At 64.8% G+C, this 25661-nt stretch carries 28 protein-coding genes; 20 read left to right on the top strand and 8 right to left on the bottom strand.

Annotated features, from left to right (window positions below):
• Window positions 1-23: 23 nt before the first annotated feature.
• Window positions 24-1091, top strand: a complete 1068-nt coding sequence (locus R3P93_RS05730; protein ID WP_317532598.1) for an NAD(P)-binding domain-containing protein — start codon at window positions 24-26, stop codon at window positions 1089-1091.
• Here the strand turns inward: R3P93_RS05730 and R3P93_RS05725 are convergent.
• Window positions 1088-1909 (bottom strand): uroporphyrinogen-III synthase, encoded by an 822-nt coding sequence (locus R3P93_RS05725; RefSeq protein ID WP_269594855.1) that lies wholly within the window; start codon window positions 1907-1909, stop codon window positions 1088-1090. The two genes, R3P93_RS05730 and R3P93_RS05725, sit on opposite strands and share 4 nt — an antisense overlap.
• Before the next feature lie 23 nt (window positions 1910-1932).
• Complete coding sequence (locus tag R3P93_RS05720; protein WP_283347745.1) at window positions 1933-2781, bottom strand: aldo/keto reductase; 849 nt, start codon at window positions 2779-2781, stop codon at window positions 1933-1935.
• A gap of 54 nt (window positions 2782-2835) precedes the next feature.
• Here R3P93_RS05720 and R3P93_RS05715 point away from each other — a divergent pair, with 54 nt between their 5' ends.
• Window positions 2836-4467, top strand: coding sequence for an ABC-F family ATP-binding cassette domain-containing protein (locus R3P93_RS05715; protein WP_317532597.1), 1632 nt, complete (start codon window positions 2836-2838; stop codon window positions 4465-4467).
• 65 nt (window positions 4468-4532) lie between these two features.
• Here R3P93_RS05715 and R3P93_RS05710 read toward each other — a convergent pair whose 3' ends face one another.
• A complete protein-coding gene (locus R3P93_RS05710; protein WP_317532596.1) occupies window positions 4533-5363 on the bottom strand; it encodes an alpha/beta fold hydrolase in 831 nt (276 codons plus the stop codon).
• A gap of 81 nt (window positions 5364-5444) precedes the next feature.
• Between R3P93_RS05710 and R3P93_RS05705 the strand changes: the two genes are divergently transcribed.
• From R3P93_RS05705 to R3P93_RS05675, 7 genes are all read left to right on the top strand, one after another.
• A complete protein-coding gene (locus R3P93_RS05705; protein WP_317532595.1) occupies window positions 5445-5900 on the top strand; it encodes a MarR family winged helix-turn-helix transcriptional regulator in 456 nt (151 codons plus the stop codon).
• Between the two features lie 64 nt (window positions 5901-5964).
• On the top strand, window positions 5965-6237 hold the full coding sequence (locus R3P93_RS05700; protein WP_032372936.1) for a helix-turn-helix transcriptional regulator: 273 nt from the start codon (window positions 5965-5967) through the stop codon (window positions 6235-6237).
• Window positions 6234-6764: a hypothetical protein gene (locus R3P93_RS05695; RefSeq protein WP_149405069.1), complete on the top strand. Its 531-nt coding sequence runs from the start codon at window positions 6234-6236 to the stop codon at window positions 6762-6764. Before R3P93_RS05700 ends, R3P93_RS05695 begins: the two co-directional genes overlap by 4 nt.
• Before the next feature lie 2 nt (window positions 6765-6766).
• Complete coding sequence (locus R3P93_RS05690; protein ID WP_317532594.1) at window positions 6767-7318, top strand: hypothetical protein; 552 nt, start codon at window positions 6767-6769, stop codon at window positions 7316-7318.
• A gap of 16 nt (window positions 7319-7334) precedes the next feature.
• Complete coding sequence (locus R3P93_RS05685) at window positions 7335-8228, top strand: ABC transporter ATP-binding protein (RefSeq protein ID WP_317532593.1); 894 nt, start codon at window positions 7335-7337, stop codon at window positions 8226-8228.
• Window positions 8225-9424, top strand: coding sequence for an ABC transporter permease (locus tag R3P93_RS05680; RefSeq protein ID WP_149405067.1), 1200 nt, complete (start codon window positions 8225-8227; stop codon window positions 9422-9424). The genes R3P93_RS05685 and R3P93_RS05680 overlap by 4 nt, the downstream gene beginning before the upstream one ends.
• A 24-nt stretch (window positions 9425-9448) precedes the next feature.
• Window positions 9449-10933 (top strand): carboxyl transferase domain-containing protein, encoded by a 1485-nt coding sequence (locus R3P93_RS05675; protein WP_317532592.1) that lies wholly within the window; start codon window positions 9449-9451, stop codon window positions 10931-10933.
• A gap of 71 nt (window positions 10934-11004) precedes the next feature.
• Here the strand turns inward: R3P93_RS05675 and R3P93_RS05670 are convergent, their stop codons facing one another.
• Complete coding sequence (locus R3P93_RS05670; RefSeq protein WP_188078536.1) at window positions 11005-11436, bottom strand: type III PLP-dependent enzyme domain-containing protein; 432 nt, start codon at window positions 11434-11436, stop codon at window positions 11005-11007.
• 129 nt (window positions 11437-11565) lie between these two features.
• Here R3P93_RS05670 and R3P93_RS05665 point away from each other — a divergent pair, with 129 nt between their 5' ends.
• The 6 genes from R3P93_RS05665 (at window position 11566) to R3P93_RS05640 (ending at window position 17585) form a co-directional block, all read left to right on the top strand.
• Entirely contained in the window at window positions 11566-12237 is a 672-nt protein-coding gene (locus tag R3P93_RS05665) for a class I SAM-dependent methyltransferase (protein ID WP_269594846.1), read from the top strand.
• Entirely contained in the window at window positions 12234-12842 is a 609-nt protein-coding gene (locus tag R3P93_RS05660) for a TetR/AcrR family transcriptional regulator (protein ID WP_394855258.1), read from the top strand. The genes R3P93_RS05665 and R3P93_RS05660 overlap by 4 nt, the downstream gene beginning before the upstream one ends.
• 88 nt (window positions 12843-12930) lie before the next feature.
• Entirely contained in the window at window positions 12931-14178 is a 1248-nt protein-coding gene (locus R3P93_RS05655) for a molybdopterin-dependent oxidoreductase (protein WP_317532591.1), read from the top strand.
• Window positions 14175-14627, top strand: coding sequence for a hypothetical protein (locus tag R3P93_RS05650; protein ID WP_317532590.1), 453 nt, complete (start codon window positions 14175-14177; stop codon window positions 14625-14627). The genes R3P93_RS05655 and R3P93_RS05650 overlap by 4 nt, the downstream gene beginning before the upstream one ends.
• Window positions 14628-14752: 125 nt before the next feature.
• Window positions 14753-16609: a propionyl-CoA synthetase gene (locus R3P93_RS05645; RefSeq protein ID WP_317532589.1), complete on the top strand. Its 1857-nt coding sequence runs from the start codon at window positions 14753-14755 to the stop codon at window positions 16607-16609.
• Between the two features lie 73 nt (window positions 16610-16682).
• Window positions 16683-17585, top strand: coding sequence for a DMT family transporter (locus R3P93_RS05640; protein WP_149405062.1), 903 nt, complete (start codon window positions 16683-16685; stop codon window positions 17583-17585).
• A 36-nt stretch (window positions 17586-17621) separates the two neighbouring features.
• Here R3P93_RS05640 and R3P93_RS05635 read toward each other — a convergent pair whose 3' ends face one another.
• Window positions 17622-18950, bottom strand: coding sequence for a cryptochrome/photolyase family protein (locus R3P93_RS05635; RefSeq protein ID WP_317532588.1), 1329 nt, complete (start codon window positions 18948-18950; stop codon window positions 17622-17624).
• 141 nt (window positions 18951-19091) lie between these two features.
• On the opposite strand from R3P93_RS05635, the gene R3P93_RS05630 reads away from it, so the two are divergent.
• The 4 genes from R3P93_RS05630 (at window position 19092) to R3P93_RS05615 (ending at window position 22435) form a co-directional block, all read left to right on the top strand.
• Window positions 19092-19298, top strand: a complete 207-nt coding sequence (locus tag R3P93_RS05630) for a hypothetical protein (RefSeq protein ID WP_068047758.1) — start codon at window positions 19092-19094, stop codon at window positions 19296-19298.
• Between the two features lie 10 nt (window positions 19299-19308).
• Complete coding sequence (locus R3P93_RS05625) at window positions 19309-20037, top strand: response regulator transcription factor (RefSeq protein WP_317532587.1); 729 nt, start codon at window positions 19309-19311, stop codon at window positions 20035-20037.
• Window positions 20034-21335, top strand: a complete 1302-nt coding sequence (locus R3P93_RS05620; protein ID WP_188078534.1) for a sensor histidine kinase — start codon at window positions 20034-20036, stop codon at window positions 21333-21335. The genes R3P93_RS05625 and R3P93_RS05620 overlap by 4 nt, the downstream gene beginning before the upstream one ends.
• A 62-nt stretch (window positions 21336-21397) precedes the next feature.
• Window positions 21398-22435, top strand: a complete 1038-nt coding sequence (locus tag R3P93_RS05615; RefSeq protein WP_317532586.1) for an isopenicillin N synthase family dioxygenase — start codon at window positions 21398-21400, stop codon at window positions 22433-22435.
• On the opposite strand, the gene R3P93_RS05610 is transcribed toward R3P93_RS05615, so the two are convergent.
• Complete coding sequence (locus R3P93_RS05610; protein ID WP_032377394.1) at window positions 22428-22787, bottom strand: FKBP-type peptidyl-prolyl cis-trans isomerase; 360 nt, start codon at window positions 22785-22787, stop codon at window positions 22428-22430. The two genes, R3P93_RS05615 and R3P93_RS05610, sit on opposite strands and share 8 nt — an antisense overlap.
• 85 nt (window positions 22788-22872) lie before the next feature.
• Window positions 22873-23547 (bottom strand): DUF2848 domain-containing protein, encoded by a 675-nt coding sequence (locus R3P93_RS05605; protein WP_317532585.1) that lies wholly within the window; start codon window positions 23545-23547, stop codon window positions 22873-22875.
• 130 nt (window positions 23548-23677) lie between these two features.
• On the opposite strand from R3P93_RS05605, the gene R3P93_RS05600 reads away from it, so the two are divergent.
• Entirely contained in the window at window positions 23678-25027 is a 1350-nt protein-coding gene (locus R3P93_RS05600) for an MFS transporter (RefSeq protein ID WP_300522907.1), read from the top strand.
• Here R3P93_RS05600 and R3P93_RS05595 read toward each other — a convergent pair.
• Entirely contained in the window at window positions 24999-25640 is a 642-nt protein-coding gene (locus R3P93_RS05595; RefSeq protein ID WP_068047784.1) for a GntR family transcriptional regulator, read from the bottom strand. The two genes, R3P93_RS05600 and R3P93_RS05595, sit on opposite strands and share 29 nt — an antisense overlap.
• Between the last annotated feature and the right edge of the window lie 21 nt (window positions 25641-25661).

The raw sequence follows: 25661 nt of genomic DNA, 5'->3' as shown, positions 1-25661 counted from the left end.
CGGGGCCTGATCTACTGGTCTCCATGATCGACACTCGGGTCGCCGTCATCGGCGCCGGCCAAGCCGGACTCTCGGCCGGTTATCACCTGCACCGCACCGGACTCACCGCAGGCGAGGGCTTCGTGATGTTGGATCGCTCCCCCGGGCCGGGCGGCGCATGGCAGTTCCGCTGGCCCTCGTTGACGCTGAGCACCGTCAACGGCGTCCACGACCTGCCCGGTATGGCCTTCGCGGACACGCTCGGAGACGAGCCGGCCGAGACCATCGCCGCCGCCGACGCCGTCCCCCGGTATTACCGCGAGTACGAGGAACGCTTCGAACTGCATGTTCGACGCCCCGTCACGGTGACCGTCGTGTGCGATCGGGAACCCCGATTCCGTGTCGAAGCCGGCGAGACCGTCGTCATGGCCGAGGGGCTGATCAATGCGACCGGCACGTGGGAGAAGCCGTTCGTTCCGCACTACGACGGAGCCGAGACCTTTGCAGGCAGGCAACTGCACACCAAGGACTATCGGACGGCCGACGAGTTCGCAGGCAAGCACGTCGTCGTCGTGGGCGGCGGCATCTCGGCCGTCCAACTGCTCGACGAGATCTCGCAGGTCACGTCCACGACATGGGTGACGCGTCGACCACCGGTGTTCCGGGACAGCGAATTCGATCACGATGCCGGCCGCAAGGCCGTCGCCATGGTCGAGGAACGTGTGCGGGCGGGCCTGCCACCCGGCTCGGTCGTCTCGGTGACCGGACTGCTGCTGACGCCGTCGTTGGCTGCCGCCCAGAAACGCGGGGCTCTGGAACGCAAGCCGATGTTCTCGTCCATCACGGAAGATTCCGTTGTGTGGGAGGACGGGTCGACTCAGCACGCCGATGTGATTCTGTGGGCCACCGGATTTCGGAGCGCCCTCGACCACCTCGCTCCGCTGCGTCTGCGCGGACACGGCGGCGGAATCGTCATGGACGGCAGGCTCACCACCCGCGTGGCCGCGAACCATCGCGTACACCTGCTCGGCTACGGGCCGTCCGCCAGCACGATCGGGGCGAACCGAGCCGGGCGAGCCGCGGTGACCGAACTGCTCGAGACCCTGGACTAACCCAGCCGCTCGGTCACGAATTTCGCCAGCGCGCCCAGTCGCGCCCGGCTCGGCATGGAGGTCGGAACACCCAACGCGTCCAACGGTGCCGACGTCACCGGCCCCACGCAGATCGCGGCGACGGGGCCTCGAAGCGCGTCGAGGAAGGCGTCGAGCATGCCGTTGTCCTTGGCGGTCGAGAGCAGGGACGCGACCGCGGGGGCGCTGGTGAACGTCACCGCGTCCACCCGATTCTCGATGATCTGTTCCAACAGGTCGACCAGTGGAGCCTGATCCGCGGGGCGAATCCAGCGGTACACCGGGATCGGTCGGACATGCGCGCCGAGTTCGGTCAGCGCATCACTGAGGTGAATGGTCGGCTCCCACTCGGTGATCACCCCGTGCAGCTGAACTGCGATGTCCACCCCGGCAACACCCTCGGCCTCGAGATGATCGGAGACTTCCTGCGAGGCCTCGGTGGCCGGCGACCACTCCTCGCGGAGCCCCGTGCCACGAATTGCCCCGCGCGCCTTGGGACCTCGGGCAAGGATTCGCGTGTGACCAAGCGCTGTCACGAGTTCTTCGCGCATACCCCAGTCGGCGGCCGCGTCGAGCCAGCCCCGGAAACCGATGCCGGTACTGATCACGACGATCTGCGGTGGGCGTTCGACGATGCCCTCGGTGGCGGACCTCAGATCGGAGTCGTCGATCAGGGGCAGAACGTGAATCGCCGCGGCGTGAACGATGTTCGCGCCGCGGCGTTCGAGCATGGTGGCCAGTTCGTCTGCACGTCGCTCGGCAGTGAGGGCAACGGTCTTGCCTGCGAGCGAATCGGACATGGGTACAGACTAGGCCCCCGGTGTCAGCTGCTGAACTTGTCCGGGTCCGGGCCGGTGCGGCCGTCTGCGGAGTCCAGCGCGTTGATCTGCTGAATCTCGTCGTTGCTGAGCTCGAAGCCGAACACGTCGAAGTTGCTGGCGATGCGCTTCGGGGTCACCGACTTGGGGATCACCACGTTGCCGAGCTGAATGTGCCAGCGCAGGATGACCTGGGCCGGGGTCACGCCGTGCGCGTCACCGATCTTCGCGAACACCGGCTCGTCGAGAATGGTGCCCGAGCCGAGCGGGCTCCAGGCCTCGGTGGCAATGCCCTTCGAGGTGTGGAAGGCGCGCAACTCCTCCTGGACGAACCGCGGGTGCAGCTCGACCTGGTTGATCGACGGCACCTCGTGGACGGCATCCATCAGCTTCTCCAGGGTGGGGATGGTGAAGTTGGAGACGCCGATGGAGCCGATGCGGCCGTCCGCCTTGAGCTTCTGGAAAGCCTTGAAGGTATCGATGTACTTGTCGCGATCGAGCTGCTGCCAGTGAATGAGGTACAGGTCGAGGTACTCGAGTCCGAGGCGATCCATGCTCGCGTCGAATGCCTTCAGAGTGGAGTCGTAGCCCTGATCGTCGTTCCACAGCTTGGTGGTGATGAACAGCTCGTCACGGGCGATGCCGGACTCTGCGATTGCGCGGCCGGTGCCGGTCTCGTTCTCGTACACCTTGGCGGTGTCGATGCTGCGGTAGCCGACCTTCAGCGCCTCGGTCACTGCGGCCTGCGCACCGTCGTCGGGCACCTGCCACACACCGAACCCCAGCTGGGGAATGGACGTGCCGTCGTTGAGCACGATGGTCGGGACAGTACTGGTCTCGGCTGAATACGTCATACGAATGGCAACGGTGGGTGGGGTGGTGTTGTTCCCGCCCCTTAGTGTTTCGGTGTGACCGCAACGCTTCGTATCGATGATCTCGCCGCTTTTCACGGCGATCGAACCCTGTTCTCCGGACTCGATCTGACGGTTGCCGAGGGTGATGTGATCGGGCTCGTCGGAGCGAACGGTGCAGGCAAGTCGACGTTGTTGACCCTGCTCGCGGGGGTGGGGACGGCCGATCACGAGGGCGAGATCTACACCAGCCCGCCCGACGCGACCGTCGGATATCTGGCGCAGGAGCCCGAGCGGATCGCCGGGGAGACGGTGCTGGACTTCCTCGGTCGACGTACCGGGGTCACGGCGGCCGAAGCCTCCATGAACGCAGCCGCCGAGGCGTTGGGCTCGAGTGACGAGGACCTCTACACCCCCGCGTTGGAGAAGTGGCTGGCACTCGGCGGCGCGGATCTGGCGGAGCGCACGGCGAAGGTTCTCGCGGATCTCGGTCTGGATGTCGACGGGTCTGCGCTGATGACGGCGCTGTCGGGTGGGCAGGCTGCCCGCGCGGGGCTCGCCGCGATTCTGCTCGCTCGCTACGACATCCTGCTGCTCGACGAGCCCACCAACGACCTCGATCTGGCGGGACTCGAGCAACTGGAGCAGTTCGTCGTCGCGACGCGGGCGGCGATCGTCGTCGTCAGTCACGATCGTGAATTCCTGGCGCGGACGGTGACGGGAATAGTGGAACTCGATCGGGCGCAGCGGCGCATCGATGTGTACGACGGCAGCTACCAGTCCTATCTGGCGGAACGGGAGATTGCGCGCCAGCACGCCAGGGAAAAGTACGACGAGTTCGCAGACACCAAGTCCGCGTTGGAGTCTCGGGCGCAGATGCAGCGGAACTGGATGGAGTCGGGGGTGCGCAATGCACGCCGGAAGGCCACCGACAACGACAAGATCGCCCGCAAGACCCGCGCCGAGTCGACCGAGAAGCAAGCCGCGAAAGCCCGTCAGACCCAGCGGCGCATCGAGCGACTCGAGGTGGTCGAGGAGCCGCGCAAGGAGTGGGAGCTGCGGATGGAGATTGCGGCGGCTCCACGCAGTGGCACTGTCGTCGCAGTTCTGGGCGGTGCCATTGTCCGGCGATCCGGGCTCACCTTCGGCCCGGTGACGACGCAGATCGAGTGGGGCGATCGAATTCTGATCACGGGGCCCAACGGCTCCGGCAAGACGACGTTGCTGTCGGTACTACTGGGCCGGTTGGACCCGGACGAGGGCTCGGCATCGTTGGGTTCGGGTGTGGCGGTCGGTGAAATCGATCAGGCACGAGCATATTTCGTCGGCGAGGGAACAGTGTCCGACGCCTTGAGCGCGGCCGTTCCCGAGTGGCCCGACGCCGAGGTCCGCACACTGTTGGCCAAATTCGGGCTACGCGGCGACGATGCACTGCGGCCGGCGTCGTCTCTCTCGCCCGGTGAGCGAACCCGCGCGGCACTCGCGCTGCTGCAGGCCCGCGGCGTCAACCTGCTGGTACTCGACGAGCCGACCAACCACCTCGATCTACCTGCCATCGAACAACTCGAACGTGCGATGGAGAACTTCGAGGGAACACTGCTGCTGGTCACCCACGACCGCAGAATGCTCGACACGGTCCGCAGCACAAGACACTGGACGATGAACGACGGGCAGCTGTCGGAACTGTAGACGCGGGGAGTCGAAATCGGGTGCAGCTGACCGCGGTGAGCGCGGTCAGCTGCACCCGATTTTCATCAACTGAGCAGAATTTCGTTGACCTCGAGTGCCGGATGCATCGGCAGCCCGTGGTGGGTGGCGTTCTCGAGCAGCACCGTCCTCGCCGTCGGCAGGACAGCATGCACAGCCGATTCGACACGAGCCGCGTTGTGCACCTTCGCCTTCCCCGCCAGGACCACAGTGGTGCGCACATCGAAGTTCTCGAATTCAGCAGGCTTCGGCCGCTTCGGAACGATGGTCTTTGCCGTCGGGAAATGTGCGGCCCCGAGCGCGAGGACGTCGAGCCAGTCGGAATCCATTTCCAGGCCATCGGTCTCCCACGCGACGAAGCGGCGCTGCCGGTTTTCGTTGGGCCGCAGCAGTATCGGTAGCGCATGCAGCAGGTACCGCGGGCTCATGGAGCCGAAGCAGGAATTGGGATCGAGGAGTGTGAGTGCGTCGACGCGGCTTTCGCTGCGCAGAGAGAACGCCAGGGCGATCATCGCGCCGTATGAATGTCCGCAGAGTGCCGCAGTTCGAAGGTCCAGTGCATCGAGAACCGCCGTCACCCAGTTCAGCAGCTCGTCCACGGAGTCGATGGACTGTTTTCCGGGAACGCTGCGCCCGACGTCGCCCATGAGGTCGACCCCGTACACCCGATAGTGCTGCGAGAGTGACTCGACGTTGGCGAACCACACGGTGGACGTCGCACCCGCCCCCGGTAGCAGGACCAGCGCCGGGCCGTCGGCGGGTCCGCAGGCGTTGATTCGCGTGGTGCCGTGCACCGTCTTCACGTCGATGGCGTGGGTATCTGCGGGCCACTTCAGCAGCACCCGGTCGTAGGCGGAGAAGAATTCGTCCAGCGACATTACAACCCTCTACTCTCTCGATGATCGAGATAGTAGACAATAGAGAGACCGCTCGTCCAGCATCTCCCGAGGGATCAGCACATGACCGAACCTGTCGCCGCCGTGCATCAGCTGCGAGCACTCACCGTCGAGCTCGATCTCCTCGGCGCAGGCTTCGCCCAGAAGCACTCACTTCACCCGACCGACATCCGCGCGCTGATCTGCCTGCTGGATGCAGACCGAGCCGGAACGCGTGCCACACCCGGCTGGCTCGGCGCGCAACTGGGTTTGGAATCCGCGTCCGTTACCGCCCTGATCGATCGAATGGCCAAGCACGAGTTGGTATCGCGTGAACCCGACCCAGCTGATCGGCGGCGCGTACTCCTGCACGTCACCGCACACGCAGCCGAACTCGGCACGACGTTCTTCGGCCCCGTCATCGGTCGGGCGGTCGACGAGCTCGCACGCTTCACTCCCGATCAGCGGGCAACGATCGACGAGTTTCTGACGACGATGCGCGCCATCGTCGCCGACGCCCGGGACCAACAGGCAACGTAGTCAACGGAAGCAATCTGTTATTAACCGTTGACAGATCGTTGGGTTTATACAACACTTCATTGTCATGAGCCCCGTCAAGCGCGGTACCGCGCTCCCGATCTTCAACAGGGTGGGTGTTCTGCGGGCAGAACGGAAGATGAGCCGCGCGCAACTGGCCGAACTCGTCGAAGTCAACCCCCAGACAGTGGGTGCCCTCGAACGAGGCGACCACTACCCGAGCCTCGACCTTGCGATGCGCATCTGCGACGTCTTCGATCTGCCGATCGAAGCAGTGTTCTCACGCACCGAACTCGGACCACTCTCCGCCGAACTCTTCCGAAGGGAGAAGGATCGATGAACACGCACAGTCCCAGCATCTTCAGTAGATATCAGGAAGCCCGGACGAAAGTGTTTCTGGAGAACGAAAAGACCTATGCGAACTGGCTGCCGGGATTGCGAGTCCAGAAACGCCGCCGAGCCTTCGTCACCATCCTCCTGGTGCTGCTCGCAGCTTCCGCGGGCTTCGCACTGTCGGACCCGCTGTTCGAGTGGGCGATCGGATTCTGGGGAATCTGCTACATCGTGTTCGCGTTCGCGACCATCGTCCTCGGCATCGTGTCCAATCGGCGCGCCGAAGCACCGGTGGAAGCGCTCGACGAGCTCGAAGTCCAGCTCCGCAACCAGGCCCGATCCATCGGCCTGACGGTTACTCAGGTGTTGGGCACCGCTGCCGCGGCGTACCTGTTCCTCGGATCGATTTTCGGGGCAACGAATCTCGGGATCTCCGGCGGCGCACTGATGCTGACCGCTTTGAGCACTGGAGGTGCTACTCCCGCAATGCTTCTCGCATGGACCACTCCCGACCCCGACCCCGAGGACGGCTGACAATGAGCGAACGACCCGACATCCTCACCCGCTATCAGGCCTATCGCACGCGGCGATTTCTCGAGAACGACGCCAAGACAAGGCACTGGCTGCCCGCCTGGCGGACACAGCATCGACGTCGAATCCTCGTTGTCGCGCTGTCCGTCGTTCTCTTCTCCTTCTTCGTCATCAGCATTACCAGCCTCTTCGTCGAGTGGGCAGCAATCGCATGGATACCGGCCGTTCTGCTGTTCCTTCCGATCTGGACGGCGCTGCAGACGGTCTCCGGAAGGCACGGCGACGCTCCGGTCGGAGCACTGGACGAGTGGGAAGTACAGCAACGCAACGAGGCTCGCTCCATCGGCCTCACCATCACGCAGACCCTTGTGATGGCGGCAGCGTTCGCGTCCATCTTCCTGTCGACGGCCAACGACGAAATGCCTCGCCTCGCCTACGCGGGTGGCGGCTGGACTCTCGCGGCATTGTTGGCCGGCATCTGCTCCCCCGCAATGATTCTCGCCTGGATCACCCCCGACCCCGAACTCGAAGACCCCGAAGATTTCGACCCGAAGTAACGACCGAAAGGGCACCATGAGCACCCTCACGATCGACTCCGTTTCCAAGAAGTACGGCGACAAGATCGCCCTGGACAACCTCAGCTTCGACGTCCGGCCCGGCGAGCTGTTCGGCTTCGTCGGCAGCAACGGTGCTGGCAAGACCACCACGATGCGCATCGCGCTCGGAGTCTTGTCGGCGGATTCCGGCCAGGTTCTGTTGGGCGGCAAGCCCGTCGACCTCGATGTTCGTCGCACCATCGGCTACATGCCCGAGGAGCGCGGCCTGTATCCCAAGATGAAGGTCGGCCCGCAGTTGGCGTACATGGCCGAACTGCACGGCCTGTCGTCCAAGGACGCGAAGGCTGCGGTGATCCGCTGGACCGAACGCCTCGGCATCGATCAGCGCGTCAACGACACAGTCGACGCGCTGAGCCTGGGCAACCAGCAGCGGGTGCAGTTGGCGGCCGCGCTGGTGCACGACCCCGCGGTTCTCGTGTTGGACGAGCCATTCTCCGGTCTCGACCCCATCGCCGTCGACGTGATGAGCGAGGTGCTGCGCGAAAAGGCCGCTGCCGGAGTACCGGTGGTGTTCTCGAGTCACCAGCTCGACCTGGTGCAACGTCTGTGCGATCGCGTCGGCATCATCGCCGCCGGCTCGATGAAGGCCGTCGGTACCGTCGACGAGCTACGCGGATCGGGAGATGCGCAACTGCGCGTCCATGCACCGCACGCGGCACCCGGATGGGCGTCGGGCATCGCCGGGGTGAGCACCCTCGGCCACAGCGACGGCGTCACAGTCCTGGGCTTGGCACCCGGGGCCGACGATCAAGAAGTCCTCCGAGCCGCACTGGTGACCGGTCCGGTACACGACTTCTCCATCCAGAAACCTTCCCTGAGCGACCTGTTCCGAGAGGCGGTAGTGGCATGAGCTCCCAACTGAACTCATTCAGCGCAGTGTCTTTGATAGCCAAGCGCGAGTTCACCGTTCAGGTGATGAAGAAGAGCTTCGTCATCAGCAACGTGATCATTCTCGCCGTCATCGTCGGCGGCATCATCGCGTTCTCGATCTTCTCCGGCAGCGGCGACGAAGAGCGCGACGTCGTCGGCATTGCCGGAGACCAATCCATCGCGGCCGTGGTGGAAGCAACCGGGGACGCCGTCGGATCTCCGGTCGAGGTGCGCGAAGTCGCCGACGCGGCAGCCGCACGCAGCGGCGTCGAATCCGGGGATCTCGACGTGGCGCTGGTTCCGGACGGAACCGCGGGTGCGTACACCGCCGTCACCGAGTCCGATCTGACCGGAACGTTGAGGGCCGTCGTCGAAGGTAGTGTCGCGACGCAGGCAACGAATACTGCACTGGCGCAACAAGGTGTCGATCAGAACGAACTCGGGGCAGCGACGAGTGCCGCGACGGTCACCGTCGACGCGATCGATCCGCCGGATCCCGAGGCCGGGCAGCGGACCGCTCTGGCGCTGTCCGCAGTGTTCCTGCTGTATGCCCAGATCATCGGCTTCGGCATGTACGTCGCGATGGGCGTCGTCGAGGAAAAGTCCTCACGCGTGGTCGAACTGTTGCTCTCCACCGTCCGCCCCCTGCAGTTGCTGTGGGGAAAGATTCTCGGTATCGGTGCGGTCGGCATTCTGCAGCTCGCCCTGTACGGAATAGCCGGTGTAGGAGCAGGATTGGGCACAGGCGTCCTGACGGTCACCGGTGCCGCGGTGAGCGTCTTCGCGGCAACGCTGGCGTGGTTCATCTTGGGATTCGCCTTCTTCGCGGTGCTCTACGCCGCCGGCGGGTCGATGGTCTCGCGGCAGGAGGACGTCAATTCGACGACCATGCCGCTACTCATCCTGATCATGGCGATGTTCTTCGCGGCCTTCTATTCCGTCAGCGATCCGGAGAGCACCCTGGCCAACACATTGAGCTGGATTCCCCCGTTCTCCGCGATCATGATGCCACTGCGTATCGCAGCCGGGGTGACCTCGCCGGTTCAGATCGTCGGATCGGCAGTCCTGATGATCGTCACCACCGCGATCCTGGCGATGGGTGCAGCGAAGATCTACCAGCGATCCATTCTCCGGATCGGCAAGACCGTCTCGTGGAAGGAAGCGTTTGCTCGCTAGGGTTCGCTGCGTAGGCTCCCCGACATGAGCCCACGGACATCCGCCGCCGAGATTCTCGATTCCGTTCTCGACGGCGGATCGTTCGTGTCCTGGGACTCCGAGCCGGTCGATGTGCACCCCAACGACTCCTATCAGCGCGACCTGGCGAAGGCGCGGGAGAAGAGCGGGGTCGACGAGTCGGTGCTGACGGGCGAGGGCACCATCGACGGCCGGCGGGTGGTGATGATCGCGTGCGAGTTCGCGTTTCTCGCCGGTTCGATCGGCGTTGCTGCGGCCGAGCGCATCACCTCGGCCATCGAGCGCGCCACCGCGGAGGGCCTGCCGCTCATCGCCTCCCCCACCTCCGGCGGCACGCGCATGCAGGAGGGAACGTTGGCTTTTGTGCAGATGGTCAAGATCGCCTCCGCCGTCACCGCACACAAGGCGGCGCACCTGCCGTACCTGGTGTATCTGCGCAACCCCACGACCGGCGGGGTGTTCGCGTCCTGGGGATCGTTGGCGCACGTCACCGTCGCCGAACCCGGTGCGCTCATCGGATTTCTCGGTCCGCGGGTCTATCAGGCGTTGTACGACAAGCCCTTTCCGGACGGGGTGCAGACTGCCGAGAATCTCTACCAGCACGGCGTCATCGATGGCGTAGTGCCGTTGGATCACCTGCGTCACCTACTGATTCGCACACTTCGAGTGATCCTCGACGCCACCGTGTGGCCCGATCTCACCGGCGATGAGCCGGCCGAGATACCGGAGCAGTCTGCCTGGCATTCGGTGCAGTCGTCGCGTCGCGCGGATCGCCCCGGCATTCGGCAGCTCATCGAACACGCTGCCAGCGAACATGTTCCGCTCAGCGGCACCGGTCAGGGCGAGGCCGACACGTCGATTCTGTTGTCGCTGTGCCGAATCCAAGGAGTCTCCTGCGTCCTGTTCGGTAACGACCGAAGCAGCAGCACCGCCACCGCCACCATGGGCCCGGCGGCATTGCGAGAAGCGCGACGCGGCATGCGCCTCGCCGAGGAACTGCGCCTACCGCTGGTGCTGGTGATCGATACCTTCGGCGCGGCACTGTCCAAGGAAGCCGAAGAAGGCGGCCTGGCACCCGAGATCGCCCGCTCGATCTCCGATCTGGTCACCGTCGACACCCCGACCGTCTCGGTGCTGCTCGGTCAAGGAACCGGCGGTGGAGCGCTCGCACTGCTGCCGGCCGATCGCGTACTGTGCGCCCAGAATGCCTGGCTCGCACCACTTCCGCCCGAGGGTGCCAGTGCCATCGTGCACCGCGACACCGCTCACGCTCCGGATATGGCCGAGGCCCAAGGCATCAGGTCGGTCGATCTTCTGCGCGATGGCATCGTCGACGCCATCGTTCCCGAACTCCCCGATGCGGCCGACGAACCCGCATCCTTCTCCGGCCGCATCGCCGACGCCATCGTCCGGGAACTGCATGCGCTGTCCACCGTCGATCCCGCCACCCGGACTCGAAACAGACTCGGTCGTTACCGCAATCTCGGATAGAGCGGCTCCGCCGCATGTGCGCGAGGTGCCTTCGGGTCGTTCCGCAGGCTCCACTCCCGCCTCGACCCCTGCTACGAGACCGGAGTGGAGCCTGCGGAACGACCGCAGGCTCCGCCGTGCACCTGCGAGGTCACGAGCGCCAGCACGTCGCCGGCACGCAGGTCGGCGGGCAACTCCACCGGACTGACGCAGCGTCGACCCGGGCCGTGCACGTCGACCTTGACCACCGCGCCCACCGAATGCCGGTTGACCACCACGGCCTGGCGCAGATCCCCGAACTCGGCATCGACGCCCACCTCCCCGGCGATCACCGAACGCACCCGCGTCACCAGAATCGAGCCCCACTGCACCGGAGTGCCCTGCGCATCGGCCAGATCCTCCAACGCAACGCCGTCGACGGTGATGCGGCCGCACACACAGTGCGTATCGGCAGGCCAGAGCGCTGGATCGCACCGCGCAACGTAGGCGGCACCGAGAGACGGAAGCATGTCGAGAAGTGTCATGAGAAGCAGTCTTGCTCCGCGCGGTGGCGTCGAACAGAGGTGTTGACGCAATCTTGACGGCACCGGCAGGAAATTTGACGACTTCGGCTCGCGATGCCCCCTACTGTACCCACTGGTACATTCAGTCGGGTGATTGCAGACGACGTCTACCGCCGCGGCCGAGCCGGCCTGCCCTCGTGGATCACCGATCACGACGGCCGCCGCACCGAACTTCCGATCGCGCGCTGGATGGGCGGAACCCATTCGACGATCGAAGACATCAGGGCGGACGAAGCCTCGATCGCTTTCTGCACCGGCCCTACCCTCGACCTCGGCTGTGGACCAGGGCGTTTGACCGAAGCTCTCACCCGAGCCGGCGTTCCCGCGTTGGGAGTCGATACGTCCTCGGTCGCTGTGGAGATGACGAACCATCGCGGCGGTCTCGCGTTGCAGCAGGACATCTTCTGCGCGATACCGGGGGCGGGCCAGTGGTCACACGTGCTGCTCGCGGACGGCAACATCGGCATCGGCGGTGACCCGGCTGCACTTCTGCGGACGGTTCGCTCGCTGCTGCACGAGACCGGCACGGCCGTCGTCGAAGTGGATTCCGCGTCGGGTGTCGACGATCGCAATCGAACGGTCCGATGGGAAACCGACGACTGCGTGGGCGAATGGTTCACTTGGGCCAGCGTGGGCGCGAGCGCGCTGTACGCGCTGGCGGTCACGGCGGGCCTGCGGGTCCGTCGGACTGTCGAATCGAACGGACGAGTGTTCATCGAACTCGCCGTTCACAGCATCGACCGAGGAGTCGGAGACCCGTGAGCAAGGAACTGCCGAGAACAGCCAAGGGCAGACGAACCAGAGCAGCGATCGTCGATGCGGCCGCGTCGATGATGTACACCCACGGCGTCGCCGGAACGACTATCGACGACGTACTCGCCGCGTCCGAAACCGGAAAATCGCAGCTCTACCACTATTTTTCCGACAAGTCGGACCTGGTGGAAGCCGTCATTGCACGTCAGCTCGAACGCGTCCTCGCCGCCCAGCCGCGCCTGGCCCACATCGACAGCCTCGAGGACATCGACGCATGGGCCGCCGAGATCGTCCGCAATCACGAACAGCCAGGGGGCCCGTTCTCGTGCCCCCTCGGTTCGCTCGCTGCAGAACTGAAGAACGACGCGGCGTTCGTCCCCAGCCTTCATGCCGCGTTCCGACGCTGGGAACAGCCGCTCGAACAGGGGCTACGCCGCATGGTCGACCGCGGGGAACTCGATGTGTCGACCGATCCGGCCGCAACTGCCACCACGCTGATCGCGTCGCTTCAAGGCGGAATGTTGATCGCCCGCATCGCGGGCGATGTGCAACCGCTGCGCGACACACTCGACGCCGCCGTAGCCGCAGTACGTCGCCGTCGGACTCGACGCTGACACCGACCCTGGCGAACGGGCCCGAAGTGCGCTAATCTCGACCTCACAGTTTGTACTAATGGGTACAAAATTGGAGACGGGAACCAGAATGCAGCGACTTCCCACGTTCCGTAGCCCGATCCGCGGCGTCTGGTTCACGTCGGTCCTGGCGTCCGTCCTGCTCGTCGCCCTGCCGATCGTGACGATCACCGGCTTCATCTCCTGGGCCGCATACGGCCCACAGTTCGGCCAGGCCATGCCAGGCGACGTCGGGTGGTTACGAATTCCGTCGTTCGACTGGCCGACCGAGCCTGCCTGGCTCTATCGGCTGACCCAGGGCCTGCATGTGGGACTGGGACTGGTCATGGTGCCGATCGTGCTGGCCAAGCTGTGGTCGGTGATCCCGAAACTGATCGAGATGCCCCCGGTTCGCAGTGTCGCGCACCTTCTCGAGCGAATCTCGTTGCTGGCGTTGGTCGGTGGCATCCTCTTCGAGATCATCACCGGTGTGCTGAACATCCAGTACGACTACATCTTCGGCTTCAGCTTCTACACCGCCCACTACTGGGGTGCCTGGGTGTTCGTCGCCGGCTTCGTCGCCCACGTGGCGCTCAAGCTTCCGACCATGGTGACGGCGTTGAGAACGCGGCCGTTCCTGGAATTGATGCGCATTCGAGTCGCCGATACGGTGCCCGACGCCGACGACGAATCAGGTCTTGCTGCAACCGATCCCGCTCCGGCGACGATCAGCAGACGCGGAGCCCTCACACTCGTGGGCGGTAGCGCACTGTTCGTCGCGGTACTCAGCGTTGGGCAGACGACGGGCGGACCACTGCGATCGGCGGCGATCCTGCTGCCTCGCGGACGCTCGTACGGCGACGGCCCCAACGACTTCCAGATCAACCGCACCGCGCAGTCCGCAGGCGTCACCGATGCGCAGACCGGCGATGCGTGGCGGTTGACCGTACTGGCGGGCGGTACCGAGGTAGTACTCACCCGAGCTCAACTCGAGCAGATGGACCTGCACACCGTCGAACTCCCGATTTCCTGCGTCGAGGGCTGGTCGACGGTGCAGACGTGGACCGGAGTTCCGCTCCGAGATCTGGCGGCACTCGTGGGTGTCGATGCCGTCGACACCGGTGAGGTGCGGTCGCTCGAACCCGTCGGGTCGTTCAACCGCGTCACCTTCGGAGGACACCAGATGATGCATCCGGATTCACTTCTCGCACTGAAAGTGAACGGGGCCGACCTCTCCCTCGATCACGGCTATCCCGCTCGCATCATGATGCCGGCGATACCCGGAGTGCACGCCACCAAGTGGATCGAATCCGTCGAATTCTTCGAGGAGCGAGCATGACAACGTTTCGAGCCAGGTACGGCGCAGGACCGATGCATCTCGCGGTCACGGCCGGCTGCCTCGCCCTGGCCGGCGCGGTCGTCCTGACGATCGGCTTCCCTGCACTGTGGAACACCGATACGTGGTGGCAGTCCATCGGACTCTGGTTCGTCGGGGCAGCGGTGGTGCACGATGCGATCCTGTTTCCGCTGTACGCCGTGCTGGACCGGACGCTGGTCGCTCGTCTGGGCAGGTTCGTCAACGCGGTCCGCATCCCCGCGCTCGGGGCGGGTTTGAGCCTGCTGCTGTTCGCACCGGGGATCTTCGCCCACGGGAGCGAAACGTACGAGGCCGCGACGGGTCAGACACAGGAGCCGTACTTGATGCGATGGCTGCTGTTGGTAGCGGGGATGTTCGCGGCCAGCGCCGCGTTCTACGGCGGCCGCGAAATACTCAGGCAGAGGCGTTGACGCGATCTTGACGTGCACCGGGCACGGTTGCACGCAACGACCGCCGGTCGACGGGATTCCGTCGGTCGTCGCCGGTAGTGCGCAACCCGGCCCGCACCACGCAGCCCCGAACTACGCTCCACAACATGAGTGGCGAGTATCGGCAGGCCTTCGACGACAGTATCGACAACCGTGAGCAATTCTGGCTCGACGCCGCGGCGGGAGTCGACTGGGACACCCCTCCCACCAGTGCGTTCGACGGCACTCACTGGTTTCCCGGGGCCCGCCTGAACACCTGCTTCAACGCGCTCGATCGGCACGTCGACGCCGGACACGGCGACCGGACCGCGTTGATCTACGACTCGGCGATGCTCGGACTCACCCGCAGCTACACCTACGCCGAACTTCTCGACCACGTCGCTCGATTCGCCGGTGTGCTGCGCGAGCAGGGCGTCGGACCGGGCGACCGCGTGGTGATCTACCTCCCGATGATCCCTGAGGCCGTAATCGCGATGCTCGCGTGCGCTCGACTCGGCGCGGTGCATTCGGTGGTGTTCGGCGGCTTCGCAGCCAAGGAGCTGGCAGCGCGAATCGACGACGCCGAGCCGGTCCTGCTGATCACCGCCAGCGGTGGGTTCGAGCCGGGTCGCGTCATCGAATATCTGCCGCTGGTGCAGCGCGCCCTGACGCTGACGACCGCGAAGGTACCGGCGGTGATCGTCAAGAGCCGCGAGGGAATCCCCGGCAGTCACGACTGGCTGGACTGGGACTCCCTCATCGCCGACGCCACCGCCGCACAACCGGTTTCGGTGTTGGCAACCGATCCGCTCTACATCCTCTACACCTCGGGCACGACCGGTAAGCCCAAGGGTGTGGTGCGCGACAACGGCGGTCATGCCGTCGCGCTGACGTGGTCGATGCGCAACATCTACGACGTGGGAGCCGGTCAGGTGATGTGGACCGCGTCCGACGTCGGCTGGGTGGTCGGGCACTCGTACATCGTCTATGCGCCGCTGTTCGCCGGTGCCACAACGGTTCTGTACGAGGGCAAACCCGTCGGGACTCCCGATGCCGGCGCGTTCTGGCGGGTGATCCAGGATCACGGTGTCCGTGCCCTGTTCACGGCGCCGACTGCACTGCGCGCCATCCGCAAGGTCGATCCCCATGCGGCCGAGCTCGAGAAGTACGACGTCTCGTCGCTCGAGACCCTGTTCGTCGCAGGTGAGCGTCTCGATCCCGATACGTACGAATGGATTTCGCGAACCCTGGACCGGCCCGTGGTCGACCACTGGTGGCAGACCGAAACCGGGTGGGCCATCTGCGCCAATCTTCGCGGTCTGGAACAACTTCCGATCAAATCGGGCTCGCCGACGGTGCCGGTGCCGGGGTTCCAGGTCGGTATCCTCGACGCCTCGGGCAATCCGGTGGACGCAGGCACCGAGGGCAACATCGTCGTGAAGCTGCCGCTGCCACCGGGCGCGTTGGTGGGGCTGTGGAACGACGAATCACGTTTCCAGCGTTCGTATCTGGATACGTTCCCCGGGTACTACCTCACCGGCGATTCGGGCTACATCGACGCCGACGGCTACGTCTACGTCCTCGGCCGTAGCGACGACGTCATCAACGTCGCCGGCCACCGTCTGTCGACCGGGTCGATGGAAGCCGTGCTCGCCGGTCACCCCGCCGTGGCCGAATGCGCGGTGATCGGCATCCACGACGACCTCAAAGGCCAACGCCCCAGCGGGTACGTGGTACTCAAGGCCGGCGAGCAGATCACCGAGGAACAACTGCGCACCGAACTGGTGGCCATGGTCCGCGATCAGATCGGTGCCCTCGCCACGTTCCGCGACGTGACGATCGTCGGAGCCCTGCCCAAGACCCGCTCGGGCAAGATCCTGCGGAAAACGATGCGGCAGATCGTCGCCGGTGAGGAATACGGCGTGCCGTCGACCATCGAGGATCCGGCAGTCCTCGACGCACTGGAGAAGCTGCTCGGCAGATAGGCGGCGGTAATACGAGCAACCATGGCCGAAACCCGCGCGCCACAGAAGGCTCCCGCGCGATAGCGTCGTCGACATGACAGATCTCGACACCCGTCCCGCGGTGGATTGGCTTGCGCTCGGAGCCGTCACCGTCACGGTGATTTCGTGGGCCTCGGCCTTCGTGGCGATTCGCGGCGTCGGCGAATCCTTCGGAGCCGGTCCGCTCGCATTGGGCCGGTTGCTGATCGGATCCGTCGCGCTCGGTGCGATCGTTCTGGTCAGAAGGCAGTGGGTCAAGCCGAACCGCACACAGTGGCTGCAGATCATCAGCATCGGCGTCTTCTGGTTCGGTATCTACAACGTCGCCCTCAATGCCGCCGAGCAACGCGTCGACGCCGGCACGACGTCGATGATCATTCAGATCGGTCCGATTCTGGTCGCCCTGTTCGCGGGTCTGCTTCTGGGCGAGGGCTTTCCGAAGTGGTTGGTGATCGGAGCGGGCATCGCGTTCGCCGGGGCAGTGATGGTCGGTGTCGTCACTGCCGTCACCACCACGTCCACGACCAAGACAGACGCTGACTTCCTGGGCATCGCACTGTGTCTGGTGTCCGCGGTGACCTACGCCATCGGAGTGCTCAGCCAGAAACCGGTGCTGCGCACGATCCCCGGACTTCAGGTCACGTGGATGGCCTGCACCATCGGCGCAGTGTGCACGCTGCCGTTCGCACCGGCGCTGCTCGACGACCTCGGGTCCGCTTCTGCCGGTGCCACAGGCGGATTGATCTACCTCGGCCTGGTACCGACAGCCCTGGCGTTCAGCACCTGGGCCTACGCGTTGACGCGAATGAACGCAGGCAAGCTCGGCATCACCACCTATGCCGTTCCGCCGATCACCATCACACTGGCCTGGTTGCTACTGGGCGAGGTTCCGCATTACCTCGCTGTGGTGGGCGGAGTGATCTGTCTCGTGGGAGTCGGATTGTCCCGCAGAAGATAGGGGTCACTCCGCAGGCTCCGCTCGAGCGCTGAACTCTTACAGCGCCTTGAAGCGGGCGATCGCCACTTCCCGCTCGTGCTTGTGGTCGACGATCGGCTCCGGATACTCCTTGGGCCGGCCGAACTTCAACGTGTGCACGGCTTTTCCTTCTTCGCCGCGCAGCTCCGGCACCCAGCGCCGCACGTAATCGCCGGTGGGGTCGAATTTCTCGCCCTGTGTGATGGGGTTGAACACGCGGAAGTACGGCGAGGCGTCGGTGCCCGTTCCTGCAGTCCACTGCCAGCCGTGCTGGTTGTTGGCCAGATCGCCGTCCACGAGATGCTGCATGAAGTAGCGCGCACCTCGCCACCACGGCAGGTGCAGATCCTTGACCAGGAACGATGCGACGATCATGCGGACCCGGTTGTGCATCCACTTCTCCGAGTTCAACTGCCGCATACCGGCATCGACGATCGGGAAGCCGGTCTCGCCCTTGCACCAGGCCTCGAACAACTCGTCGGCGTGCTTGCCCGAGTCGATCTCGATCTTGTCGAACTTCTTGACGTAGTTCTCTCGGGCGCTGTCGGGGCGCTGGAACAGGATGTCGGCGTAGAAGTCTCGCCAACAAATCTGCCTGCGATACGACGCTGCCCCTTCGCTGCGCAGCTTCCCGAGGTCGGCCAGCATCGTTCGTGGATGAATGGTTCCGTACTTGAGATGCACCGACATCCGGCTCGTCGAGTCGAGGTCGGGACGATTGCGCTCGTCGTCGTACGCCGAGACCTCCTCGAGGAATTCCTTCCACTGCTTCGACGCAGCCTTCTCACCCGCTGCCGCGTCGGACGCCTCTTTCTCGGTGGGAATCTTCGCCCGCCGAACGCCTTTCACCTCGTCCGGGTCGATCCATTCCACGGTCTTCGCGGACGTGTCGGCCGGTCCGCGCCACCCGTGCTCCAGCCATTGCCGGGAGTACGGCGTGAACACCTTGTACGGTTCGCCGTCACTCTTGGCGATCCGCCCGGGTGCGATCGCGTACGGAGATCCGGTCTCGACCAGGGTCACCTTCTCGCCGACGCGCTTGTCGCGGTCGCGTCCGTACGGGCCGTAATCGGCGCTGATGTGTACGTCCTCGGTGCCGATCGCCTTCGCGACCTTGGGGACCACGGTCTCGGGGTCGCCGTGCACCACCATCAACCGGCCGTCGAGCTGCTCGTTCAATGCTTCGAGCGAACGGAACAGGAAATCCTTGCGCGGCCCGCCCGAGGGCTTCAGTAGACGGTCGTCCAGTACGAACAGCCCGAGCACCGGATCTCCGGACTCGGCAGCGGCGGTGAGTGTGGGCAGATCCCCCAGACGGAGATCACGGCGAAACCATACGAGCGACATGGTTCCAGTCTTACCCACCGCCGCGGTCGGCAATCACAGCCCGCTCTCGGCCGAACTCTCAGAGAACCGCCAACGATGGCTCACCATCGCCGCAACATGGGGCTCTACCTTGGGAAACACAGAAGAGAAAAGGAGAACACCATGACGAACACACGCCCCTTCCCCGGCGCTCTTTCCCTGGTGGACAGCACCTGCACCTTCGAGAAGTACTACGAGCAGCTCTACGCCAAGGCACCTGCACTCGCCTGGTCACTCGATGCCGACACCGGCCGCCGCAGTGCTCTCGAGGAGTTCTTCGCCAAGACGCCTGCAGAACGCCGAAGCACCGTCGACAGCTGGGTTGCATAGCATTGGAACGGTGACCGAATCGTCGAGTGCCCCCGCCACCGTCCTCGTCGTCGACGACGATGTCGACGTGCTGTCGTCGTTGCAACGCGGACTGCGCCTGTCCGGGTTCACCGTCATCACCGCATCCGACGGCGCGGAGGCGCTCGGCGTGGTGTCGCGATCGATGCCCGACGCCATCGTGCTCGACATCAACATGCCGGTACTCGACGGCGCGAGCGTGGTGACCGCGTTGCGCGCCATGGGGAACGACATCCCGATCTGCGTGCTCAGTGCCCGCAGCTCGGTGGACGATCGCATCGCCGGGCTCGAATCCGGTGCCGACGACTACCTCACCAAACCGTTCGTGCTGGCCGAGCTGGTCGCACGGATTCGCGCCATGCTGCGTCGTCGCGGCACCGGTCCGGTTGTGCCGGTTGCAGATTCGGGCGCGCCGAACTCGGCCGTCGCCATCGGAACCCTGGTGGTCGACATCCCGGGCTACCGCGTTCATCGCGGTGGAACCGACATCGACCTGACCAAACGCGAGTTCGAGTTGCTCGCGATTCTGGCGCGCAACAAGGGCGTCGTCCTCACTCGTGAACGACTGCTCGAGCTGGTGTGGGGCTACGACTTCGTCGCCGACACCAACGTCGTCGACGTGTTCGTCGGATATCTGCGACGCAAACTCGAGGCCGACGGGTCGCCGCGCATCCTCCACACGGTTCGCGGAGTCGGCTTCGTCGTCCGGGACTCCGCATGAGCTTCTCTCTGCGCGCCCGCGTGGCCGCCGCCACGACCCTCGGTGCCACCCTCGTCGTCGCTGCCCTCTCGGTGGTCACCTCGGTCGCTATTTCGCGCAACAACGTCAACCAGCTCGACGAGCGGCTGACGACGGCATCTCAGGTGCTGATCCCGACCTCGACGACGCTTGAGGCGTTCCTCGATCAGCTCTCCGGCGCGTTCGCCGTCACCATTCGCAGTGGCGACATCGTCGTCGCGTCCACTCCGACACGGCTGCCCGCGCTCGAGACCGGGTCGCAGACCGTCGACGTCGACGGGCAACGCTTCCGGGTCTACACCGCCGTTTCGACCGCGGTGTCGTCCATCTCGATTTCCATCGGCGTGCCTGCCATCGAAGCGCAACAGGTCACCGACGAACAGCAGCGGCAAGTGATTCTGCTGGGACTCGCTGCGATCGCAGTGTCCACCGGCCTGGGCTGGCTCTTCGGTGGCAGAGCCGTCAAACCGTTGGTGACGTTGACCCGGCAGGTCAGCGCGCAACCACCGACCGCGCCCGAAACCCGCACCGGTGTCACCGAAGCCGATGCGCTCGCGGTCGCCATCGGCGGCATGTTGACCAGACTGAACGAAGCACAGGACCGCACCAATGCCGCGCTCGACACCGCACGCGACTTCGCGGCCGTCTCCGCACACGAGCTGCGGACCCCACTGACTGCGATGCGCACCGACATCGAGGTGCTCAGAACTCTCGACCTCGAGCCGTCGCAGCAGCAGGAGATTCTGGGAGATCTCGAGCGGACGCAGGGTCGAGTGGAGACGACCCTGACCGCCCTGGAACGACTCGCGTCGGGCGAATTGTCCAGTGAGGGCGACAGAGTCGAGACCGACATCATCGACGTCTGCGACGTCGCAGCCCAGGATGCGCAACGACTGCATCCGGGACTCGACATACGCGTGGAGTACGCCGCCGACTCCGAGATCACGATGCGCGCACTGCCGACCGGTCTTCGGCTGGCCGTCGACAACGTGATCGGCAACGCCGTTCGACACGGCAACGCGACGTCGATCGTCATCACCGCCGAGCGCGAGGGCAAGACGGTACGTGTCCTGATCGACGACAACGGATCCGGCGTTCCCCTCGACGAACGCGAGACGGTGTTCGGCCGGTTCGAGCGCGGCACCCGAGCCGCCAAGGGCGGCTCCGGGCTCGGCCTGGCATTGGTGGCGCAGCAGGCCGAATTACACGGTGGGCGTGTCTACTTCACCGACAGCCCGCTCGGCGGTGCCCGATTGGTGCTGGAGCTGCAGGACAGCTGAAGTTCGGCAGTCTTTACGCGGGAGAAACCTGCGGGCCCATCCGAGCCGTGGATCATGTACCCATGCACACGTTGTCGGATTTCTTCGTCCCCACCATCGACATCTCGCCGTACGTTCTGGGTGACGCCACCGCGGCAGGCGACGGAACTGCCCGACGCAGCGTCGCGGCGGACGTCGACTACGCCTGCAGCACAGTCGGTTTCATGCAGATTCTCGGGCACGGCATTCCCGAGGACACCGTGGCCGGACTCGCGTCGGCGATGGATTCGTTCTTCGGACTCGACCTGGCGAAGAAGCGAACCTACATCTGCCCACCCGAAGTGAATCGGGGATACACCGCTCCGAAGAGCGAATCGCTGAGCCTGAGCCTGGGAGTCGAATCGGCGTCGGGCATGAACGATTACTTCGAGGCCTTCAACGTCGGCACCGGAGAACCGAACACCTGGCCCGACTCCACGGAGTTCCAGCGCGCCGTCGACGAGTACTTCGCCGAGGCAGCACGCGTGGCCCGGACGCTGACCACAGTGTTCGCCGACGCACTCGGCGTGTCACCGAATACGTTCTCCGACATCACCGGTCGATCGCTCGATACCCTGCGGATGAACAACTACGCGCTCGAACCCGGCATGCATGTGCAGGACGCCGAGCTCACCGGGATGAGCGAACACACCGACTACGGATTGGTGACGGTGCTGTGGGCCGATCGAGTGCCCGGCCTGCAGGTTCTCGGAACCGACCGACGGTGGCACGACGTGCAACCCGCCGACGGAGCCATGTTGGTGAACCTGGGAGATCTGACGGCCCGACTGACCAACGATCGCTGGATGTCAACGCTGCATCGGGTGCGTCCACCGATCACCGATGGGACGATCCAGCGCAGGCGATCTGCGGCGTTCTTCCACGACGGCAACCTCGACGCGGTGATCGCGCCACTGCCGTCGTGCATCGAGCCCGGTGACGTGGCCCGGTACGAACCGGTGACGGTAGCCGGGCACATTCACGCCAAGCTCGCGGGTTCCCGAGAGGGAACTGCCAATCCCGCGGCAACCCGCGAAGCCGAGCGGGTACGCAACGCCGTCGGCGGCCCTGCAGTTATTTGACGTCGAGCAGATCGATGACGAACACGAGGGTCTTGCCGGAAAGACGGTGTCCTGCACCGGCGGGACCGTAGGCGAGCTCCGGCGGAATGGTGAGCTGACGACGTCCGCCGACCTTCATTCCGGGAATGCCGTCCTGCCAGCCCTGGATCAGTCCGCGCAGCGGGAACTGGATGGACTCGCCGCGGTTCCAGGAGGAGTCGAACTCTTCTCCCGAATCGAACTCGACGCCGACGTAGTGCACCTCGACGGTGCCACCGGCCACTGCCTCTGCGCCGTCACCCTCGACGAGGTCGACCGTCACCAGGTCCAAGGGCGCCGGTCCGGCCTGAAATTCGATCACTGGCTTCGTCACTGAAGTCTCCTGCGGTTGATGCCGGCCCGCCGACGCCGGCTGTCTATCTCTGGGCATATACCGCTTCGACCATACGTCGTGACGCTCAGCCGATCGGAGCTGGCATCAAATTCGTCTTGTATTCGCAGGTCAGAGTATTGCCGGTGGCGGGGTCGGTCATCTCGACCTTCCAGGCGTCGGAGAACTGATTCACCCCGTGGTGCATCGAGATGGTGCCCGAGATCAAAACCGTTCCACGCGAGAACAAGCCACGTTCGGTGAGCACATCGAGCCAGTACTGCGGCGCGAGAAGATCACCGAGCGTTCCGGTCTGGATGAGCGTGCCGTCGGCCCAGGCGGTCAACGTGATCTCGTCGAGTCGATCGGCCACCTCGGACAACCGCCACGCGCCGGTGCCCAGCACGTCGGGAGCGGCGTTCTTGCTCCACGCGACGCTGTGAACTTCCAGGTCACGGTCGGTGTGATCGCACGCCACGGTGAGCAGCACGTCGTCGATCGTGTCACCGAGGATCACCAGAGCCCACTCCGCCTCGCCCGACGTGCGACCGTGTTGGACGGCGACGGAATCGGTCTGCTGCGCCAGATACGGCGAGATGGGGTAAAGCGCCGGGGTCACCGTCGGAGCGGGGACACCCAGTTCGGCCAACTCCGCGATGTGCGACGCCACCTCGTCCTGGTTGCGCCCGGCATATCCAGCATTGAGCAGGGCGGTCACCTCGAGCGATTCGGTCGAGCCGTCGGGCAGCGTGAACGTGAGCATCAGTAAGGACCCTCTCCTCGTAAATTTTCTGTTTCCGATGCGCCGAAAGCCTTGCGCATACGTCTTGTATACAGCAAGTATGGAGCACGTACAACGGATAGAGTGATCCCAGGCACACGAAGGAGTCGTCATGACCGAACCTGTTTCGGTGGATAGAAAGGGCCTGGCCAAGGCCTTCGCGGCCAGCCTGACCGGAACGGCATTGGAGTGGTACGACTTCGCCGTCTACTCGGCCGCCGCAGCGCTGGTGTTCCCCCTGGTCTTCTTTCCGGACAGCGATCCGCTGACCGGGACACTGCTGGCCTTCTCCACCTACGCCGTCGGGTACGTCGCCCGGCCGGTCGGTGGATTCGTCTTCGGGCGCCTCGGCGATGTCATCGGCCGCAAGCAACTACTCGTCATCACGCTGATGCTGATCGGCGTCACCACGTTCGCCATCGGCCTGATCCCCGGATACGACACGATCGGCATCGCAGCGCCGATCATCCTCGTCACCATGAGGTTCTGTCAGGGTGTTGCCGTCGGCGGAGAATGGGGCGGCGCGGTTCTGCTCTCCAGCGAATACGGCGATCCACGCAAGCGCGGCTTCTGGTCGTCCGCCGCGCAGATCGGACCACCGGCAGGCAACCTGCTCGCCAACGGCGCACTCGCGATACTGACTCTGTCACTGACCGACCAGCAGTTCGAGTCCTGGGGATGGCGAGTGGCGTTCCTCTTCTCGGCCGTACTCGTCGGATTCGGTCTGTGGATCCGTTTGAAGCTCGAGGACACCCCGGTGTTCAAAGCGCTGCAGGAGAGCGGCGATCGCTCCGAAGCCCCGATCAGCGAGGTGTTCAAGACCGAACTGCGACCACTGGTGGCAGGCATCATGTCCCGCGTCGCACCGGACGTCATCTACGCACTGTTCACCGTTTTCTCGATCACCTACGGCACGCAGAAACTGGGCTTCGAGCGCAGCGAGGTGCTGACCGCCATTCTGATCGGATCGGCGTGTCAGCTCGGCCTGATCCCGCTCGCCGGGGCAGTGTCCGACCGCATCAATCGACGCCTCGTGTACGGAATCGCAGCGGTGGGCGGCGTTGCGTGGAGCGCGATCTTCTTCCTCGTCATCGGCGGCGGATCCCTGCCGCTGCTGATCCTGGGTGTCGTTGTGGGACTGGCGTTCCACTCGTTCATGTACGGACCGCAGGCTGCGTTCGTCACCGAACAGTTCAGCGTGCGACTGCGATCCACCGGCAGCTCGTTGGCCTACACGATCGCCGGTGTGTTCGGTGGCGCAATGGCACCGCTGATCTTCGTCTACCTGCTGGACAGAACGGACAGCTGGGTGCCGATCGCGGGATACATCGTGATCGTCGGTGCCGTGACACTCGTCGGTCTCGCACTCGGTCGCAACCCCGACCCCACCGAGGACGAGCACTACGTGCTGCTGGGCCAGGAGCGCGAAAAGGCTACGCGCGCAGCAGAGTCTGAAGTGTGACCTCGAGGTGAGCGTCGATCTTCGCGTGCACCAGGTCCTCGTCGCCCGCACCGAGTGCGTCGATGATGGCCTGGTGCTCGGCGCACACCCGGTGCTGACGGTTCGCCGCGGTGAACAACGCGCTCAACCCGACCCGAAGCTGGCGAGCCCGCAGTCCGGCGTACGTGCGCGAGAGCAGATCGCTTCCCGCCGAATCGATCAAACTCTGATGGAACGTGCCGTCCCAGTCGATGAACTGCTTGGGGGCATCTGCGTCGTCGGAGTTCATCAGCAGTTCCTGCTGCGTCAACGCGTGCCGCATCTGCGTGATCGGCGCGTCACCGGCTCGCAGCGCACGGGTGGCCGCGTGCCGCTCGAGAACTCCGCGCAGATCCATCAGTTCGGCGATCTGGCGTCCGGACATCGCCGGCACGTGCGCGCCCCGCTTGGGCACCATCTCGACCAGACCCTCGGACTGCAACATCAGCAACGCTTCACGAACCGGGGTACGGGATACTCCGATCTGCGTCGCGAGTTCCTGCTCGTTCAGAAAAGTGCCGGTGGCGGCCGGTGAGGACAACACCTGATCGCGCACGTACTGGTACGCCTTCTCCCTCCCCGACAGCGGCTGCATACGATATGTATACCTGTCTTC

It is taken from the genome of Rhodococcus cerastii (assembly GCF_033042195.1).
Classification (GTDB): Bacteria; Actinomycetota; Actinomycetes; order Mycobacteriales; family Mycobacteriaceae; genus Rhodococcoides.
Note: the sequence above shows the minus strand (reverse complement) of the source record. Positions and strands in the feature narration are given on the sequence as shown.